Below are 15,211 nucleotides of genomic sequence, written 5' to 3' on the forward strand. Positions count from 1 at the left end.
CGGGACACGGCGGCCATGCCCTGCCAACGGGGCCATAGGCGAGAAGCGCCTGCCTGTCTGCTTGCCAGACTGAGCCGGGCCAAATCCGGTGCAACGCACTGGGTCGTTATCCTCGCCAACGCCGCCTTGGAGCGCTCCTCAATGGCACCCTCCCGGCCATGGTGGGTTAACGCAAAAGAATCCGCATTTTCTGTGAAGAAAATGCGGATTCTTTTGTTTTGGCTCCTCCGACTGGACTTGAACCAGTAACCCTTCGATTAACAGTCGAATGCTCTGCCAATTGAGCTACGGAGGAATGCAACGAGAAATACTCTACACAAGGTTTCGGGAAAACAAAAATCGTCGCCCACACCCGGCTGCAACTAGTCCTGGCGCAGTGCCCTGCGGCGCAATTCCAGCTCCAACAGCTCGCGATTGATGCGCTGGAAGCCCTCCGGATCCCCCGCGGGATCCATGCGTTGCAGCTCACCCATCTTCTCCGCCTTCAAGTGTGTGATTTGCAGCTCAAAGAGACGATTGATGATGTCATTGCAATAGCGCAGCAATGCCTCGCTGGTGCTTGCGGGCAACGGAGTCACTGCCAGTTCGGAGACAAAAGATCGCAAGGGTTCCGGGACTTCCTGCCGGATGGCCTCGACCCATTGCGACGGGGTGGCACCTGCCATTCCGGCAGCGCGCACGGCATCGTGCACCGCGGCATGGGCAGGGGCCATGAAGCGGGCGTCATAGAACGCCTGCCATTGCTCCGGTGTCAGCTGCGCCGGCTGCTGCAGCACGACTTCCAGTGCCTCGCGTTCCATCCGGGATACCGGATCGCGCGGATCGGGTCGGGAGTAGACCGGGGCGGCAGGTTGCTCCGGTGCCGCATGGCCGGCGCCTCCGCGGACCGGTTCCTCCGCCTTGGGCATCCGGTTGCGTCGCACCGAGGCCCCCACGGCCCGGTTGACGTCCTCCATGTCCATGCCGAGCCAACCGGCAAGTTCACGTGCGTAGGCCGGGCGAATGGCCGAATCACGGATCTCGGCAACAATCGGGGCACTGACGCGCAGCGCCTGCACCCGGCCCTCGACGGTATTCAGGTTGTAGTTCTTCAATCCCGCCTTGATGGCGAATTCGAAGAGCGGGCGCTTGGAATCGATGAGTTCGCGCACCGCCTCCGGGCCGCGCTTCTGCCGCAGGTCGCACGGGTCCGCTCCGGTCGGCTCGACGGCGACGTAGGTCTGGGCGATGAATTTCTGGTCTTCCTCGAAGGCGCGCAGGGCGGCCTTCTGGCCGGCGGCGTCGCCGTCGAAGGTGAAGACCACTTCGCCGCCGGATCCGTCGTCACGCAAGAGCCGCCGGGCAATCTTGATGTGGTCGGTGCCAAAGGCGGTGCCGCAGGTGGCAACCGCGGTGCCGATGCCCGAAAGATGGCAGGCCATCACGTCGGTGTAGCCCTCGACCACGACCAATTGGCGGGTCTTGGTGATTTCCTTCTTGGCCAAGTCGACACCGTAGAGGACCTGGGACTTCTTGTAGAGCTGGGTTTCGGGGGTGTTGAGGTACTTGGGCCCCTGGTCGTCCTCGTAGAGCTTGCGCGCTCCGAAGCCGATGGTGGCTCCGGTGAGATCGCGGATGGGCCAGATCAGGCGGCCGCGGAACCTGTCGTAGATGCCACGGTTGCCCTCGGAAAAGATGCCGGTGAGCTTGAGTTCCTCGTCCTGGAAGCCACGCCCACGCAGGTGCTTGAGCAGCGCGTCCCAGCCCTGGGGCGCGTAGCCGACGCCAAAGTGCGCTGCGGCCTCCGCGTCGAAGTCGCGTTCGGACAGGAATTTCTGCCCGGCCGCGGCTCCGGGGGTGGTGAGTTGTTCGCGGAAGAACTCCTCGGAGATCTTGTGGGCGTCGAGCAGTCGCTGGCGGCGGCCGGTTTCCTCGCGGCGCGGGCCGGTGCCCCCGTCCTCGTAGTGCAGTTCGATGCCGACGCGGCCGGCCAACTGCTCCACGGTCTCGGAGAAGGTGCCGTGGTTCATCTTCTGCAGGAAGGCGATCACGTCGCCGGACTCGCCGCAGCCAAAGCAGTGGAAGGAACCGACCTGCGGGCGCACGTGGAAAGACGGGGAACGTTCGTCGTGGAAGGGGCACAGGCCCTTCCAGGAGCCGACACCGGCGGACTTCAGCGTCACATATCCGTCGATGACTTCCTTGATGTCCGTGCGGTTGCGGACTTCGTCGATATCTTCACGCTTAATCAGGCCTGCCATACACCCAGTCTAGTGACGATTCGAGGATGGAATGCGCCGTTCCGCTGCGGGCTGTGGATCGGGCCTGCCGGCCTAGAAGAGCCGTTCGTTGAAGCTCTTGCCCAACACCAGGGTGGCGTGCCATTCGATGGCCGAGGCGTCGGTGAGCGAGGCCACCTGGTCGATGACTACGCGCAGCCGGCCCGCGTCGTCGGCGGCGTCGCGCCAGTCGGCCGCGAAGAGCGGCTCGAGGTACTTGTCCCCGGTCTCGGCCAGGAGGGCCACCAGCTCGGTGAGGATTTCGCTTTGCCGCGCATAGATGGGCTTGCGTTCGTCGCTGGTCATCACATAGGCGGTGGCCAGGCCCTTCATCGCGGCGATCTCGTGTTCGGTGGATTCGGGGACGATGAGCGCGGCGTTGAAGCGGGTCAGCTCCCCCGGCCCGAACTGCTCGCGGGTGGCGTCGATGGCCGACTGGCAGAAGCGCCCGATGAACTGGCTGGTCATGTCCTTCAGTGCGGCCATGGAACGGCGCGAGCCATCGGCGTGCGGCACCCATTCGTTGGTGGCCTCGAGCCGGGCGAAGGCGGCATCGATGACGCCGTCCTCAACGTGCGGCAAATACCATTGCCGGGTGAAGGTGATCGCCCGGGCCCGCTGGTCCTTGTCCTTGATCCAGCGCAACTGGAAGCGTCCGGCGTTGATGGCGTCCTCGACGTCGTGCACCGAGTAGGAGATGTCATCGGCCAGGTCCATGACCTGTGCCTCGATGCAGGTTTGCCGAGGTTGGGCGCCGGAGCCGGAGCGCAGCCAGTCGAAGACCGGGGCATCGTCGACGTACGCCCCGAACTTGGAGGTCTTCTTGCCGTTCTTCTCCGGGGCGTCTTCGCGCAGCCACGGGTACTTGCACGCGGCATCCAGCGAGGCGCGGGTCAGGTTCAGCCCGGCGGAGGCACCGGTGTGCCTGAAGGTCTTGGTCTCGATCCGGGTGAGCAGTCGCAGGGTCTGCGCGTTGCCCTCAAAGCCGCCGATGTCGCCGGCCAGCTCGTTCAGCGCCTTTTCCCCGTTGTGGCCAAAGGGCGGGTGGCCCAGGTCGTGGGCCAGACAGGCGGTGTCCACCACGTCCGGGTCGCAGCCGAGGGTGGCGCCGAGCTCGCGGCCCACCTGGGCCACTTCGAGGGAGTGGGTCAGCCGGGTGCGGACAAAGTCGTCGGAGGAAGGCGCCACGACCTGGGTCTTGGCCCCCAGCCGGCGCAGCGCCGAGGAGTGCAGCACCCGGGCGCGGTCGCGCTCAAACGCCGTCCGGTACGCCTTCTTGGGCGGTTCGGGTACCCATCGATCCTCGTCCGCCTCGGTGTAGCCGGGAATCTGCAACATTGGGCTCCTTAGCCGCCGGAAACGTCTAGTTCGGCCGCGGAAATCATGGCCTTGTGCTTCTCGTCCATCTCGCGCGTGGCAAGCCAGCCGTCGGGCAGGTGGGTCTTCTTCGGGGATCCGGCGCGTCCGCGCTGGCCCTCGGCGTCCTTGCCGGGGTACGGCATGGACAGATCCAGCTGGTCCAGCAGTTCGCGCAGCACCTCGAGGGTGGGCACCTGGGCCAGGGCGGAGCGGATGTCCCCGCCGACCGGGTAGCCCTTGAAGTACCAGGCCATGTGCTTGCGGATGTCGCGCAGGCCCTTGAACTCGTCCTCGAAGTACTCGGTGAGCAGTTCCGCGTGGCGGTAGACGGTCTCGGCGACCTTGGCCAGGCCCGGGGTGTAGCGCTTGTCGGTGCCCTCGAAGGCTGCCTGCAGGTCCCCGAAGAGCCAGGGGCGGCCCATGCAGCCGCGGCCCACGACGATGCCGTCGATGCCGGTCTGCTTGACCATGGCCACCGCGTCCTCGGCGCTCCAGATGTCGCCGTTGCCCAGCACCGGCATGTCCGGGAGGGATTCGCGCAGGCGCGCGATGGCGTCCCAGTCGGCCTTGCCGGAGTAGTACTGGCTGGCGGTGCGCCCGTGCAGGGCGACCGCGGCAACGCCGTGGTCTCGGGCGATCTTGCCCGATTCGATGTAGGTGAGGTGGTCCTCGTTGATGCCCTTGCGCATCTTGATGGTCAAGGGCACGTCCCCGCGGGCGGCCTCGGTGGTGGCCGCCTTGATGATGGAGGTGAACAGGTCGCTCTTCCACGGAAGGGCCGCTCCCCCGCCCTTGCGGGTGACCTTGGGAACCGGGCAGCCAAAGTTCAGGTCGATGTGGTCGGCGCGGTCTTCCTCCACGATCAGGCGCACGGCGGCGCCGACGGTCTTGGGATCCACGCCGTAGAGCTGCACCGAGCGCAGTTCCTCGTCCGGGTCGTGGGAGATGATGCGCATGGACTCGGCATTGCGTTCCACCAGCGCGCGGGAGGTGACCATTTCGGTGACGTACACGCCACCACCGTATTCACGGCAAAGCCGGCGGAAGGCCTTGTTGGTGATGCCGGCCATGGGGGCCAGGATCACCGGAGTGTCAATGGTGTGTTTTCCCAGCTGGAGCGGGGGCAGCTCAAGTTTCGCCGTCGGGGGCGCGCCGGTCTGGGTTACGTCGGAAATTGCAGTCACTAACCCATTCTCTCAAATAGATCCAAATCCGTGGGCGCCGGGCGCCAACTTGTGCATCACACCGGGAATAATGGGTGGCCTCGCAAGGCTGTACCCAAAGTACATACGTTTGCATGCAAAGGACGAGGCGTGAAAAAGATTGGTTTCCTGACCTTCGGCCACTCGGGAGGTTCCAGCAACTCCCCGGTGCCCACCGGGGCCGATGCCGTGCGCCAGATGATCGACTTGGCGGTCGCGGCCGAGGAATCCGGGTTCGACGGGGCCTGGATGCGGGTGCACCACTTCGGCAATTCGCTCTCCACCCCGTTCCCGCTGCTGGCGGCCATGGCGGCGAAGACCACCACGCTCGAGGTCGGCACCGGGGTGATCGACATGCGCTACGAGAACCCGCTCTACATGGCCGAAATGGCCGGGGCCACCGACGCAATCAGCAATGGGCGCCTGCAGCTGGGCATCAGCCGTGGTTCGCCCGAATCCGCCCGTGACGGGCAGCACCAGTTCGGCTACGACCTGGAACCGGGGAACAGCTGGGCGAATGAAACGCGCCGACGGGCGGCTCGCTTTCGTGCAGCCATCGCCGGGGAAGGCATGGCCCACCCGATGCCCGAACGCCACCACGACCAGGACCAATTGCTCCCGATCAACCCGGTCTCCCCGGGCCTGGAAAACCGGATCTGGTGGGGTGCCGCGACCATCGAATCGGGGCTATGGACCGGCGAAGTCGGCATGAACCTGCTCTCTTCCACGCTGCTGCTTCAGGACGACGGGCGGCCCTTCCACGTGCTGCAGGCCGACCAGCTGCGCCAATACAAGGACGCCTATGCAGCCAGCGGACACAGCACCGGCGGGCTGACCGCGGTGACCCGCAGCGCGTTCCCCATCACCACCGACACGGACGAGATCTACTTCGGGCGCCGCGAGCGCGGGGATTCCGTGGGCGTGCTGGACGGATCGGTGGCCCGCTCGGGCCCCACCTATGCCGGCTCCCCCGAGGAGGTCGCGCAGCAGTTCTTGGACGACGACGCGATCACCGAGGCCGACTACGTGCTCTTCGCCCTGCCGAACCAGCTCGGCGTTGACTACAACGCGCACGTGATGACCGAGATCGCGAACATCGCGCGCGAGCTGGGCTGGAAGAAGTAGTCGACCTGTCCCATGCCGTTGGCGTCCCGCCCCCCCAATAGCCGGGGACCGGAACGCCAAGCGCACTTGCTGCTCGAAGGCCTATCGGAATTCCGGACCCGAGCCCTGTTTTTCCTCGTCCAGGGCAAGTGCCACGGCCAGTTTTCGCGCAGCGACCAGCTCAACGGCCGCCCCAACAGCCAGCACCAGCATCAGGATGGCCAGGGCAGTGAACAGCAGTCCGGCGACGTAGCTGTAGGCGCCGCTGAGCATGGTGTCGTGGTAAAAGAATTCGACGTTCTCCCCGACCGCGCGCACGTCGCCGGCCACGGTGAGCATGGCACCACCGGTGTGGACTGCCACCGGGGCAAGCGCCGCGAGCATTCCCGCACCTGCCACACCGGCAACGAATTTTGCCTTCAGCTTCCGGGCCAGGTCATCGACCCCGAACAGGCTCGGATCCCTGGGCCGCGGGGCCTGGGCCAACGAACGCAGCAACAGCACGGCAATCACCAGCAGAATTAGCGCCGCGGCAATCACGGGAACCCCGAAAAACCAGCCGTGGATATCGACCGATTGCGGCCCGGGAGTCAGCGGCAGGGCATAACCGACCTCGGGGTCGTCTGTGGCAGTGTTTCGCTGGACGACAAGTCTGGTGAAGCGACCGTAGGCATCCTTGCTCGAGGCCAGCCCCGTGGCCACCAGCCATCCGCAGAGCAACAATGCGGCGGCCGCGGGAATTGCCATGGCCCAGCGCGGCCCGAAGCTCAGGAATCCACGGGGCTGCACGTGCGCCGATGCCGCCGTGGCGCCCGCAGCCTCGGGGTTCTTCCTCCGGGCGGCCAGCAGGGCCAGCAATCCCAGGGTCACCATCACCGCAACCAACGGCACCAGCAACCCCAGCAAGAGCGGCCACGCGTCATTGGCCTGCGGCGGAGCGAGGGGCGCTTCACCCAACGCGTCGTAGCATCTTTCCACGTCCGCCTCGGTGGCCCCCGGACTCGACTCCGGCAAACGTTGACATGCCATGAATCCCTGGAAGTGTTCTTCGGTTTCCTCGAAATACGGCGCATGCGCTGCCGTTGCCACCCCGCGGGCCCACACTTCCATCGCCACGCGGAGCACCAGATAGACGGCAATGCCGGCCGCCAGCGCCCAGCCGGCGGCGGTGCCCCATCCGGCCAGGAGCGTTGCCGCCACTCGCCGGGAAGGAACATCGAGCCGAGAGGTTTCCGCCCGCAGCTTCCCGCGGGTGCGCGGCACCGCGCAGATCAGGACCCAGAGGAGGGCCACCAACAGGATTGTTGCCGCAACCAGAATAAGAACCGTCGTCGTTGAGAGTTCCATCGTTCATCCGACCTTCCGCAGGGACCCTCAGGGGTCCGTCATCCGCAGCCTTCGACGCTGTGTCGATGTCCCGACACCTGGCGTGCGGACGCCGGCAGGTGGTGGCGGAGATGATGCGAAATCCTCAATTGGCCGTGCGATCCCACCCCACGGCCAGCAATCCCTGGGCCTGCTCGAGGCTCAGGCCCGCGGTGCGGGCAGCCCGGGCAAAGACCTGTGCCTCGGCGAGTGCCGGTTCGGCCAGGCCCCGGCCCGGATTGACCCGGGTTCCGGCGGCCCGGCCGGTGCGGACCAACCCCGCTGATTCCAATTCCTTGTAGGCCTTGGCCACCGTGCCGGCGGCCAAACGCAGGTCCCCCGCGAGCTGGCGCACGGTGGGCAGCTTCGCGTTGGCAGGCAGCACACCACTTTGAATCAACGCGGTGAGTTGGCTGCGGACTTGTTCGGCCGGCCCCGTGGGGCTGGCCGGGTCAACGGCAACTGTGCCGATACCCAGTTGACCAGCCGACGGCGAAATCGCGGGTTCGAGGGAACCACGGCCTTCATGTGCAATCGCCATGTCTGTTCCCCACCTTTCACCCCAAGCATCCGGGACGGGCAACCCCCCGTCCACTTGTACCACTGGGACAATACAACAGGGGGGCTGCGTCTTGTGTCAAGGTCCTGACACAAGATGCAACCAAACTTCTCCCGAACGTGACAATGGCGCCGGATGCTCCCCCCCTCAAGGGGACGCATCCGACGCCATCGACGTTGCTGCGGTGGAGCTACGCGGTCGCCACGATGTGCGTGGTTGCGGTGACCGTTGCATGGTCGGCTCGGACCAGCGCGTCAACCAGCGAGGAGAGCACCACCATCGAACCGTCGACCTCCAGCTTCACCGGGTACTGGTGCGCCAGCATGGCGAGCATCCCGCGGATCGGCTCCGCGGACTCGTCCAGGCCCAGCTCCGGGTTCCAGCCCAGCAACACGTCCGCGGGCGCATCGGCGCGCGCCGGGGTGTAGCTGATGGCAAAGGTGAGGATTTTCCCGCCCTTGGCCTTGGGCTTGTCGCGGAACACGATCACGCCCTGGGCGCCGGTCGCGTCGTCCAGCAGCATCTTCTGCGCACTGCCCAGCGTCATGTTTGCCGGGTCCCAGTGATGGGTCGCGTTGTAGAACTTGACGACGAGCTGGGTCAGCTCGACGCTGCCGGTGGCGATGTCGTCCAGGGTCAGCCCGTCGTCCTCGAACAACGGCAACTTCAACCCGCCGGGCTCGACGACCACGTCGCGGGCGACCTGGATTTCCTTCATGCCCAGCGACGCGCAGAACCCGGCCGCAGCCACGGCGTCGGTCCCGGCGGTCCGGGTGTAGCGGGCTTTGAGCTCGGCCGGGTGCCCCGGCGGCAGCAGGGCGCGCAAGCGCGCCACCAGCTCGGTGCCCACCCCGGTGCGCCGGTGTTCGCGCGCCACCTCGACGTAGAGCCACAGGCGCGTCGGGTGCAGCGTCGAGGCGAAGACCACGCCCGCCGCGACCGCGATCCCTTCGTCGGTGGCCACCAGCGCCCGGCTGAAGGGCGCGTCGGAATCGGCCCGGAACATGGTCCGGTCCTGGTGGGCATGCGGGGATGCCGGGTCGCCGAAGATCTCCAGCAGCGCCAGGTCGTCCCCGTCACGCCAAGGCCGGAATTGGAGTGTCGACATGGTCCTAGGCTCCGTTGAGGCGCTCGGACAGGTAGGTGCGCACCTTGTCCAGGGCGACGCGTTCCTGGGTCATGGTGTCGCGGTCGCGGATGGTCACGGCCTGGTCCTCGAGGGTGTCGAAGTCCACCGTGATGCAGAACGGGGTGCCGATCTCATCCTGGCGGCGGTAGCGGCGGCCAATGGCACCCGCGTCGTCGAAGTCGATGTTCCAGGTCTTGCGCAGCTCGGCGGCCAGCGCCTTGGCCTTCGGGGACAGGTCCTCGTTGCGCGAGAGCGGCAGCACGGCGGCCTTGACCGGGGCCAGGCGCGGGTCGAGCTTGAGCACGGTGCGCTTGTCCACCCCGCCCTTGGCGTTCGGGGCCTCGTCCTCGACGTAGGCGTCGACCAGGAAGGCCATCATCGAACGGGTCAGGCCGAAGGACGGCTCGATCACGTACGGGGTGTAGCGTTCGCCGGTGGCCTGGTTGAAGTAGCTCAGCTCGGTGCCCGAGCCCTTGGAATGGCTGGTCAGGTCGTAGTCGGTGCGGTTGGCGACACCCATGAGCTCGCCCCATTCCGAACCCTGGAAGCCGAAGCGGTACTCGAAGTCGATGGTGCCGGCCGAGTAGTGGGCGCGCTCGTCCTCGGGAACGTCGAAGCGGCGCAGGTTCTCCTCGTTGATGCCCAAATCCAGGAACCAGGCCCAGCAGTCCTCGACCCACTTGTCGAAGAAGGCCGGGGCGTCCTCGGGTGCGGTGAAGAACTCGATTTCCATCTGCTCGAACTCGCGGGTGCGGAAGATGAAGTTTCCGGGCGTGATCTCGTTGCGGAAGGCCTTGCCGATCTGGCCGATGCCGAACGGCGGCTTCTTGCGGCTGGCGGTGAGCACGTTGTTGAAGTTCACGAAGATGCCCTGCGCGGTTTCCGGGCGCATAAAGTGCATGCCGGCGGCCGAGTCGACCGGGCCCAGGAACGTCTTGACCAGGCCGGAGAAGAGCTGGGGTTCGGTGAACTGGCCCTTGGTGCCGCAATCGGGGCAGGCGATTTCGCTCATGCCGTCGACCGGCTGGCGCTTCTTCTTGGCCACGAAGGCCTCGATGAGGTGGTCCTCGCGGTGGCGCTTGTGGCAGGAGGTGCACTCGACCAGCGGGTCGGTGAAGGTGGCGACGTGGCCGGAGGCTTCCCACACGGCCTTGGGCAGGATGATGGAGGAATCCAGGCCCACCATGTCCTCGCGCCCGCGCACAAAGGTCTGCCACCATTCGCGCTTGATGTTTTCCTTCAGTTCGGTGCCCAGGGGTCCGTAGTCCCATGCGGAGCGGGATCCGCCGTAGATTTCACCGGCCTGGAAGACGAAGCCGCGCCGTTTGGCGAGGGAGATGACTTGATCGAGCTTGGACTGAGGCGCCATAACAACTCCAATGGTTCACGAGGCCGCTGGTTGCGGTCCGTTGGGCGAAAACATACTCGCCCAGCCTAACGTGTTTGGGTTGCGAAGTTCGAGCGTCCCGGTGGCCGACGGCCCATGATGCGGGCCACCCCCGCACTCCCGCACCGGATGAGGTCCGGGACCCTTTCGGCCGCGGGGTGCACATAGCGAATCACCGCCGCGGCTTCCCCGACATCGAGGTCCCCGTCGGGGGGAAGAATCAGTCGGCAACAGGCAGTCGGGTATCCAGCGGGTCCAGCAGGGCGCCGCGCATTTCCTTGCTGAGTGTCGGCGGCACGTCGACGTCCACGTCCAGGGCCTGCAGGATCCGGCTGAGGTAGTTCCGGGCCGCCGCCGCCAGCGTGATGTCAACGATTTCCCGGTCGGAGAAGCCGAGATCGCGCAGTCGCCGGCTGTCGGCTTCCCCCATGGCGGCCGAATCGGTACTCAGCTTCACGGCGAAGTCCATCATGGCGACCTCGGCGTCCTCCAGGCCGGCGGTGCGGTAGTCCCTGGAGATGCGCAGCAGTTCCTGCTCATCGAAGTACTTCAGTGACTTGTTTCCGTGGGCCAGCCGGCAATGCCGGGATCCGATGCCCAGCGCCGCGGCCAGGGTCACCAGTTCGTAGCGGCGCATGCCCATGGATTTCGCGATCGACCCCTGCAGGGCTTTCCATGCCTCGAAGGCCTCGGGATTAATGGCCAGGACCTTGGTGTGGCTGGGGACGTACCCCAGGGCGGAGCGATCGGCGGCATACGCAGCGGCGACGGCGCCCTGCGCCTCGTCCTCGCCGGCGGTGTGAAGAATACTCATGGCGTGGCGCCTCCCGGTTCCCGTCGACGGGGATTCGGCCGCGCTTCCATGCCCGTTCCGTTTTCCCTGTTGGCGCGATCCTAGAACAGTCCGGCCCGCAGGCACATGGGGCCGATGCCCCAAGTTTCCGGGCATCCCCTGTCGGGTCCCTCGCCGCCAGGGTGACGGCGGGTGCGGTTATTTCCGCGCCCGGAGCATTCTGCCAAAGGGGATCGAGGCCAGCGCGACGGCTGCAAGCGTCAACAGCGTCCCGGCGATCGTCGCGCCGTTGATCACGGCTCCGGGCGCGGGAACGAGAACGTCGATGAGCAGCGATCCCACGAGTTGACCGCAGATCATGCCCAGTCCGGTCAGCAGCACGCCCAGGTGCTTGACCAGGAACGCGGAAAGCCCGATGAACACGCATCCCAGCGGGCCGCCGAGGTAGTACCACCACTGGGTGGGCAGGGACTCCGGGAGCCCGACCAGCGGCAGGCGCACCAGCAGCAGGAGCGCCAGCATGAGCCCGCCGACGAAGAAGTTCACCAGCGTTGCCGCCACCGGTGTGCCGTAGGCCTGCGCCTGGACGCCGTTGGCCGCGGACTGGAACCCCATAAGGAAGCCGACCACCAGCGGTATGGCCATCGGCAGCAGCAGGGCGGCGATGGACGCGGCAGACCCCATCCGGGGGCTCACGGCCCAGATGACTCCGGCAATGGTCAATCCGGCACCGAGCGCGCGGAGCGTGCTGATGCGCCGCCGCCCGCCGGGCCCGAAGCCAATGCCGTCAACCAGCAGGGATCCCAGGGTCTGGCCCGTGACGATGGAGACGGTGAACAGGGCGACGCCCAGCAGCGGCACCGTCAGCGTCTGGGAGATCACCACGAACGCGCCGACACAGCCGGCGGCCAGGTACCAGAGGGGGAAGCGTTTCTCCCGCAGCGCGCGCGGGATCGCCATGGCCCCGGCGCGCGCACCGGGCAACAGCAGCGAGGCGATGGCCAGCACGATGAGTCCGGTGGTGAAGCTGACCAGCGAGGCGGCCACCGGATCCCCCAGCCGGAGTCCCAGGGCGCCGTTGATGCGGCTCTGGATTGGCATCGCCAACCCGGCCACCACGGCGGTCGCCACATAGAGCGGCGCCAGGGAGCGTTCCTTGCGCGGTGCGTGAGCCGGGGATGAAATCATGATGACTTCCGTGCCTTCCAGCGTGGTCGCCCGTTGGGTTGCCACGAGGCCACCAGGACCGCCAGCAGCGTGACCAGGGTTCCGACGATTTCGTTGGCGCCAACCAATTCGGGCGATATGACCAGGTCCATGACGAGGGAACCGACCAATTGCCCCGTCACCAGCCCCATGCCCAAAAGCAGGGCACCGAGCCGGGGAACCAGGGTGACACCCGTGACAACGAAGAGGATGCCCAGCGGCCCGGCAAAGTACATCCACCACAGCGGCGCGTGGGAGAATCCGAAGGATTCAATCCGCAGCACGGCCGCGAGTGCCATGGCCACCAGCAACCCGGCAGCGGCTGCCAAGTAGTTGACTGCCGTCGCGGTGGTGGTGGAGCCATAGGCCTTCCCGGCACGGCCGTTCATGGATTGCTGGAAGCTGACCAAGAGTCCTGCCCCCGCAGCTACGGCCAGGGCAATAAGAGCCTGGGGCGATTCGGCCGCCTGCGCTCCCGTACCCCAGGCGGCAATCACCGCGCCAATGACCAAGAGCCCCGCGCCAAGGAGTCGGATGCGGGTCACCGGCTGCTTCCCGGCCGGGCTGAACCCGATCATGTCGATGACGATGCTCGACAGTGTCCTGGCTCCGACAACCGCGACGGCGAAGAGGGCCAAGCCGATGCTGCCCACGCTCATGGCCTGGGCAACCATGTAATACGAGCCGACCAGTCCGGCCAGCAGGAACCACCTCGGGATGGTGCGGTCGCGCCACACGGAACCGAATTTCCTCCACCCCGCACGGGCCCCGGGAATCGCCACGCTCGCCACCAAGAGGCAGGCCAGGGATGTGAGCGCGCTGAGAAGAGCCGCTGAAAGGTACCCGCCGAGGAACCCTGCGCCCTCGGAAGTGATCAAGGCCTGCAGGGGCATCAGCATCCCGGCCGACGCGGCCAGCGCCAAGGGGACTGCATGTGCTTGCGATTCGGGGCGTGCCACTGATCTCCTTGGGGACGGGTTTCCTACTAGTGCAACCTACTGCGAAGCCCCCAAGACAGCGCCATTATGTCGCCAACACCACAAAACCCGCCTGCCACCCTCTCCTCGTGCATATGCGGTCGAACGATGCGCCATGATGGATACATGGCAAATTCCGAAACATTCCCCATCCAAATCCGCGACGAGTCGATTCGACTGGGTCAACTGCTGAAACTGGCATCGTTGGCCGACGACGGATTACACGCCAAGCAGCTGATCGAGGATGGCTTGGTGAAGGTCAACGGCGAAATCGAGACGCGCCGCGGCGCCCAGATCCGCAATGGCGACACCGTAACCGTCAACGGCGAGTCCGTCCGCGTGGAGTCCGCCTAGCAATAGTCCACCGGAATCATGCGTTCCAGGTAACCGCCACGATTCCCAGCACATCATCCAAACTCATGCCCGCATTGCGCGCGGCTGCCACAAGACGCCGAACTTCCCTCAAGGCCGGTGCATCGAGCAGCTGGCCGGGATTCACGCGAGTACCGTTGGCGCGTCCAGTGCGCACCAGTCCTGCAGCCTCCAGTTCCTTATAGGCCTTGGCCACGGTTCCGGCGGCAACCCGCAGGTCGCCGGCCAACTGGCGCACCGACGGCAACCGTTCGTCCGCATCCAGCTCCCCCGACTGGATCAGCGCCGCTATTTGCGCACGGACCTGTTCGGCGGGTCCGCTGGGATGCGATGCGTCCAGAGTGATCATGCAATGGCCCCGGCCGTCGCGGGGAACCGCAGCGGGCGCACAGTAGCCCCCACCCACCCCAGCAACCGCACCAGCAGGACGGCGCCAACAATCAGCAGCAACAACGCGACCACAGCCATGGCCAGCGCCAGCGCGCTCAGCAATGGATCCGCAGTCATGCCGGGCACGCGGCCTTCGTCGAGGACCTGGCCCACGACGTAGGGCGCGTTCATTCCGGATCCGTGCAGGGCCGAGGCCGCGAACAGCAGCAAGGGCGCGACCTGGAAGCAGAGCATCGCGCTGAAGCCCGTGCTGATGACGTAGCCGACATTGGTCCACACCGCATCGTCGAAGGCACGCAGTCGCAGCCCGCGCATCCGCGGGCGACGGGCATTGGAACTCAGTGCCCACAGGCCCAGCCCGGCTCCCAACAGCAGCAGCGCCAGCACCGGGAGTCCGTAGTACCACCCCGGAAAGGGCCCAATCGATCCGGCTCCCAGCTGGACTTGGGTCTCGACCATGTTTTGGTCAAGTTCCACGCCGCCGGCCGATACATACGGGAGGTTGCGGAAGCGCCCCCGCTCGTCCGGTCCCGACAGGATCCCTGCAAGGATGAGACCCGCGGCCGATGCCCCGAGCAGCACAGCCGGCATCACGATCCCCCATGCCGGGCCGAACATTTCCAGTCGAGCGCGGCGTCAGTTCGGCGCTGGTGTGCAGCGACGATTCCGGGGAGATGTCCGAGAACTCGTGCGGGAGGCGCCAGGCCACGAAGACCAAGGAGGCCAGGATCCACATGCATGCGGGGGCGGCGGCAAGGGGCAGCCCGGCCGCACCAGGGTATTCCGCGTGAAGGACCAACGCCACGGCGCCGCCCAAGGCCATCACCGCCAGTGCCGCGGCGGTGCGTGCCCGCAGGCTCCGCAGCACCCTGCCTGCGTTGGCCCGTTCGACGAAGGTGCCGGAGGCAGCAAGTGACAGCAAGTCGGAGCGTTTCTGGGTGACGATGTTTCGTCTGACCAGCAGGACGATGCCGACCGAGAAGCCAAGGAGCAGCAGTAGGGCGAATCCGTTGACCATGGTGGCTCCCGTTGTTGGACCGGGAGCCAAACAGCCACCCGCTTGTATCAATAAATTAATACAAACAGGTGGCCGCTTCTTGTGTCAATGGG

Annotated in this window: 15 protein-coding genes and 1 tRNA gene; 2 read left to right on the forward strand and 14 right to left on the reverse strand. The window is 66.2% G+C overall.

What is annotated here, in order from left to right:
- Window positions 1-219: 219 nt before the first annotated feature.
- The 4 genes from OIU93_RS00620 to dusB all read right to left on the reverse strand — a co-directional run bounded on the left by OIU93_RS00620 (window position 220) and on the right by dusB (window position 4,801).
- Window positions 220-295: transfer RNA gene (locus tag OIU93_RS00620), tRNA-Asn, on the reverse strand.
- 67 nt (window positions 296-362) lie between these two features.
- Complete coding sequence (dnaG, locus tag OIU93_RS00625; RefSeq protein ID WP_264268120.1) at window positions 363-2,240, reverse strand: DNA primase; 1,878 nt, start codon at window positions 2,238-2,240, stop codon at window positions 363-365.
- A gap of 72 nt (window positions 2,241-2,312) precedes the next feature.
- Window positions 2,313-3,596 carry a deoxyguanosinetriphosphate triphosphohydrolase gene (locus OIU93_RS00630; protein ID WP_264268121.1) on the reverse strand — a complete coding sequence of 428 codons (1,284 nt, stop codon included), beginning with the start codon at window positions 3,594-3,596 and terminating at the stop codon, window positions 2,313-2,315.
- A gap of 8 nt (window positions 3,597-3,604) precedes the next feature.
- Window positions 3,605-4,801, reverse strand: a complete 1,197-nt coding sequence (gene dusB, locus OIU93_RS00635) for a tRNA dihydrouridine synthase DusB (protein ID WP_264268122.1) — start codon at window positions 4,799-4,801, stop codon at window positions 3,605-3,607.
- A gap of 129 nt (window positions 4,802-4,930) precedes the next feature.
- Here dusB and OIU93_RS00640 point away from each other — a divergent pair, with 129 nt between their 5' ends.
- Window positions 4,931-5,944 carry an LLM class flavin-dependent oxidoreductase gene (locus OIU93_RS00640; protein WP_264268123.1) on the forward strand — a complete coding sequence of 338 codons (1,014 nt, stop codon included), beginning with the start codon at window positions 4,931-4,933 and terminating at the stop codon, window positions 5,942-5,944.
- Between the two features lie 81 nt (window positions 5,945-6,025).
- Here OIU93_RS00640 and OIU93_RS00645 read toward each other — a convergent pair whose 3' ends face one another.
- From OIU93_RS00645 to OIU93_RS00675, 7 genes are all read right to left on the reverse strand, one after another.
- Entirely contained in the window at window positions 6,026-7,270 is a 1,245-nt protein-coding gene (locus OIU93_RS00645) for a hypothetical protein (protein ID WP_264268124.1), read from the reverse strand.
- 124 nt (window positions 7,271-7,394) lie between these two features.
- Window positions 7,395-7,829 (reverse strand): GntR family transcriptional regulator, encoded by a 435-nt coding sequence (locus OIU93_RS00650; protein ID WP_264268125.1) that lies wholly within the window; start codon window positions 7,827-7,829, stop codon window positions 7,395-7,397.
- Window positions 7,830-8,037: 208 nt separating this feature from the next.
- Window positions 8,038-8,955 (reverse strand): GNAT family N-acetyltransferase, encoded by a 918-nt coding sequence (locus tag OIU93_RS00655; RefSeq protein ID WP_264268126.1) that lies wholly within the window; start codon window positions 8,953-8,955, stop codon window positions 8,038-8,040.
- Window positions 8,956-8,959: 4 nt separating this feature from the next.
- Window positions 8,960-10,345 (reverse strand): glycine--tRNA ligase, encoded by a 1,386-nt coding sequence (locus tag OIU93_RS00660; protein WP_264268127.1) that lies wholly within the window; start codon window positions 10,343-10,345, stop codon window positions 8,960-8,962.
- A 238-nt stretch (window positions 10,346-10,583) separates the two neighbouring features.
- The gene (locus OIU93_RS00665; protein WP_264268128.1) at window positions 10,584-11,177 is read right to left on the reverse strand and encodes a carboxymuconolactone decarboxylase family protein; all 594 of its coding nucleotides are present in this window, start codon (window positions 11,175-11,177) and stop codon (window positions 10,584-10,586) included.
- Window positions 11,178-11,354: 177 nt separating this feature from the next.
- Entirely contained in the window at window positions 11,355-12,344 is a 990-nt protein-coding gene (locus tag OIU93_RS00670) for a DMT family transporter (protein WP_264268597.1), read from the reverse strand.
- Entirely contained in the window at window positions 12,341-13,321 is a 981-nt protein-coding gene (locus OIU93_RS00675) for a DMT family transporter (RefSeq protein WP_264268129.1), read from the reverse strand. Before OIU93_RS00675 ends, OIU93_RS00670 begins: the two co-directional genes overlap by 4 nt.
- Before the next feature lie 144 nt (window positions 13,322-13,465).
- On the opposite strand from OIU93_RS00675, the gene OIU93_RS00680 reads away from it, so the two are divergent.
- Entirely contained in the window at window positions 13,466-13,693 is a 228-nt protein-coding gene (locus OIU93_RS00680) for an RNA-binding S4 domain-containing protein (protein ID WP_264268130.1), read from the forward strand.
- 16 nt (window positions 13,694-13,709) lie between these two features.
- Here the strand turns inward: OIU93_RS00680 and OIU93_RS00685 are convergent, their stop codons facing one another.
- Genes OIU93_RS00685 through OIU93_RS00695 form a run of 3 tightly spaced genes read right to left on the reverse strand, consistent with a single transcriptional unit; the run spans window position 13,710 to window position 15,119 of the window.
- Window positions 13,710-14,060 carry a GntR family transcriptional regulator gene (locus tag OIU93_RS00685; RefSeq protein ID WP_264268131.1) on the reverse strand — a complete coding sequence of 117 codons (351 nt, stop codon included), beginning with the start codon at window positions 14,058-14,060 and terminating at the stop codon, window positions 13,710-13,712.
- Window positions 14,057-14,578, reverse strand: coding sequence for a hypothetical protein (locus OIU93_RS00690; RefSeq protein WP_264268132.1), 522 nt, complete (start codon window positions 14,576-14,578; stop codon window positions 14,057-14,059). The genes OIU93_RS00685 and OIU93_RS00690 overlap by 4 nt, the downstream gene beginning before the upstream one ends.
- Window positions 14,568-15,119, reverse strand: a complete 552-nt coding sequence (locus tag OIU93_RS00695; RefSeq protein ID WP_264268133.1) for a hypothetical protein — start codon at window positions 15,117-15,119, stop codon at window positions 14,568-14,570. The genes OIU93_RS00690 and OIU93_RS00695 overlap by 11 nt, the downstream gene beginning before the upstream one ends.
- Between the last annotated feature and the right edge of the window lie 92 nt (window positions 15,120-15,211).

Origin of the sequence: Paeniglutamicibacter sp. ZC-3, from assembly GCF_025847175.2 — a bacterium.
GTDB lineage: Bacteria > Actinomycetota > Actinomycetes > Actinomycetales > Micrococcaceae > Paeniglutamicibacter > Paeniglutamicibacter sulfureus.

Coding starts and splice junctions, on each gene's coding strand:
- dnaG (WP_264268120.1), bottom strand. CDS start 2,240: ATGGCAGGCCTGATTAAGCGTGAAGATATCGACGAAGTCCGCAACCGC.
- OIU93_RS00630 (WP_264268121.1), bottom strand. CDS start 3,596: ATGTTGCAGATTCCCGGCTACACCGAGGCGGACGAGGATCGATGGGTA.
- OIU93_RS00645 (WP_264268124.1), bottom strand. CDS start 7,270: ATGGAACTCTCAACGACGACGGTTCTTATTCTGGTTGCGGCAACAATC.
- OIU93_RS00650 (WP_264268125.1), bottom strand. CDS start 7,829: ATGGCGATTGCACATGAAGGCCGTGGTTCCCTCGAACCCGCGATTTCG.
- OIU93_RS00655 (WP_264268126.1), bottom strand. CDS start 8,955: ATGTCGACACTCCAATTCCGGCCTTGGCGTGACGGGGACGACCTGGCG.
- OIU93_RS00660 (WP_264268127.1), bottom strand. CDS start 10,345: ATGGCGCCTCAGTCCAAGCTCGATCAAGTCATCTCCCTCGCCAAACGG.
- OIU93_RS00665 (WP_264268128.1), bottom strand. CDS start 11,177: ATGAGTATTCTTCACACCGCCGGCGAGGACGAGGCGCAGGGCGCCGTC.
- OIU93_RS00670 (WP_264268597.1), bottom strand. CDS start 12,344: ATGATTTCATCCCCGGCTCACGCACCGCGCAAGGAACGCTCCCTGGCG.
- OIU93_RS00680 (WP_264268130.1), top strand. CDS start 13,466: ATGGCAAATTCCGAAACATTCCCCATCCAAATCCGCGACGAGTCGATT.
- OIU93_RS00685 (WP_264268131.1), bottom strand. CDS start 14,060: ATGATCACTCTGGACGCATCGCATCCCAGCGGACCCGCCGAACAGGTC.
- OIU93_RS00695 (WP_264268133.1), bottom strand. CDS start 15,119: ATGGTCAACGGATTCGCCCTACTGCTGCTCCTTGGCTTCTCGGTCGGC.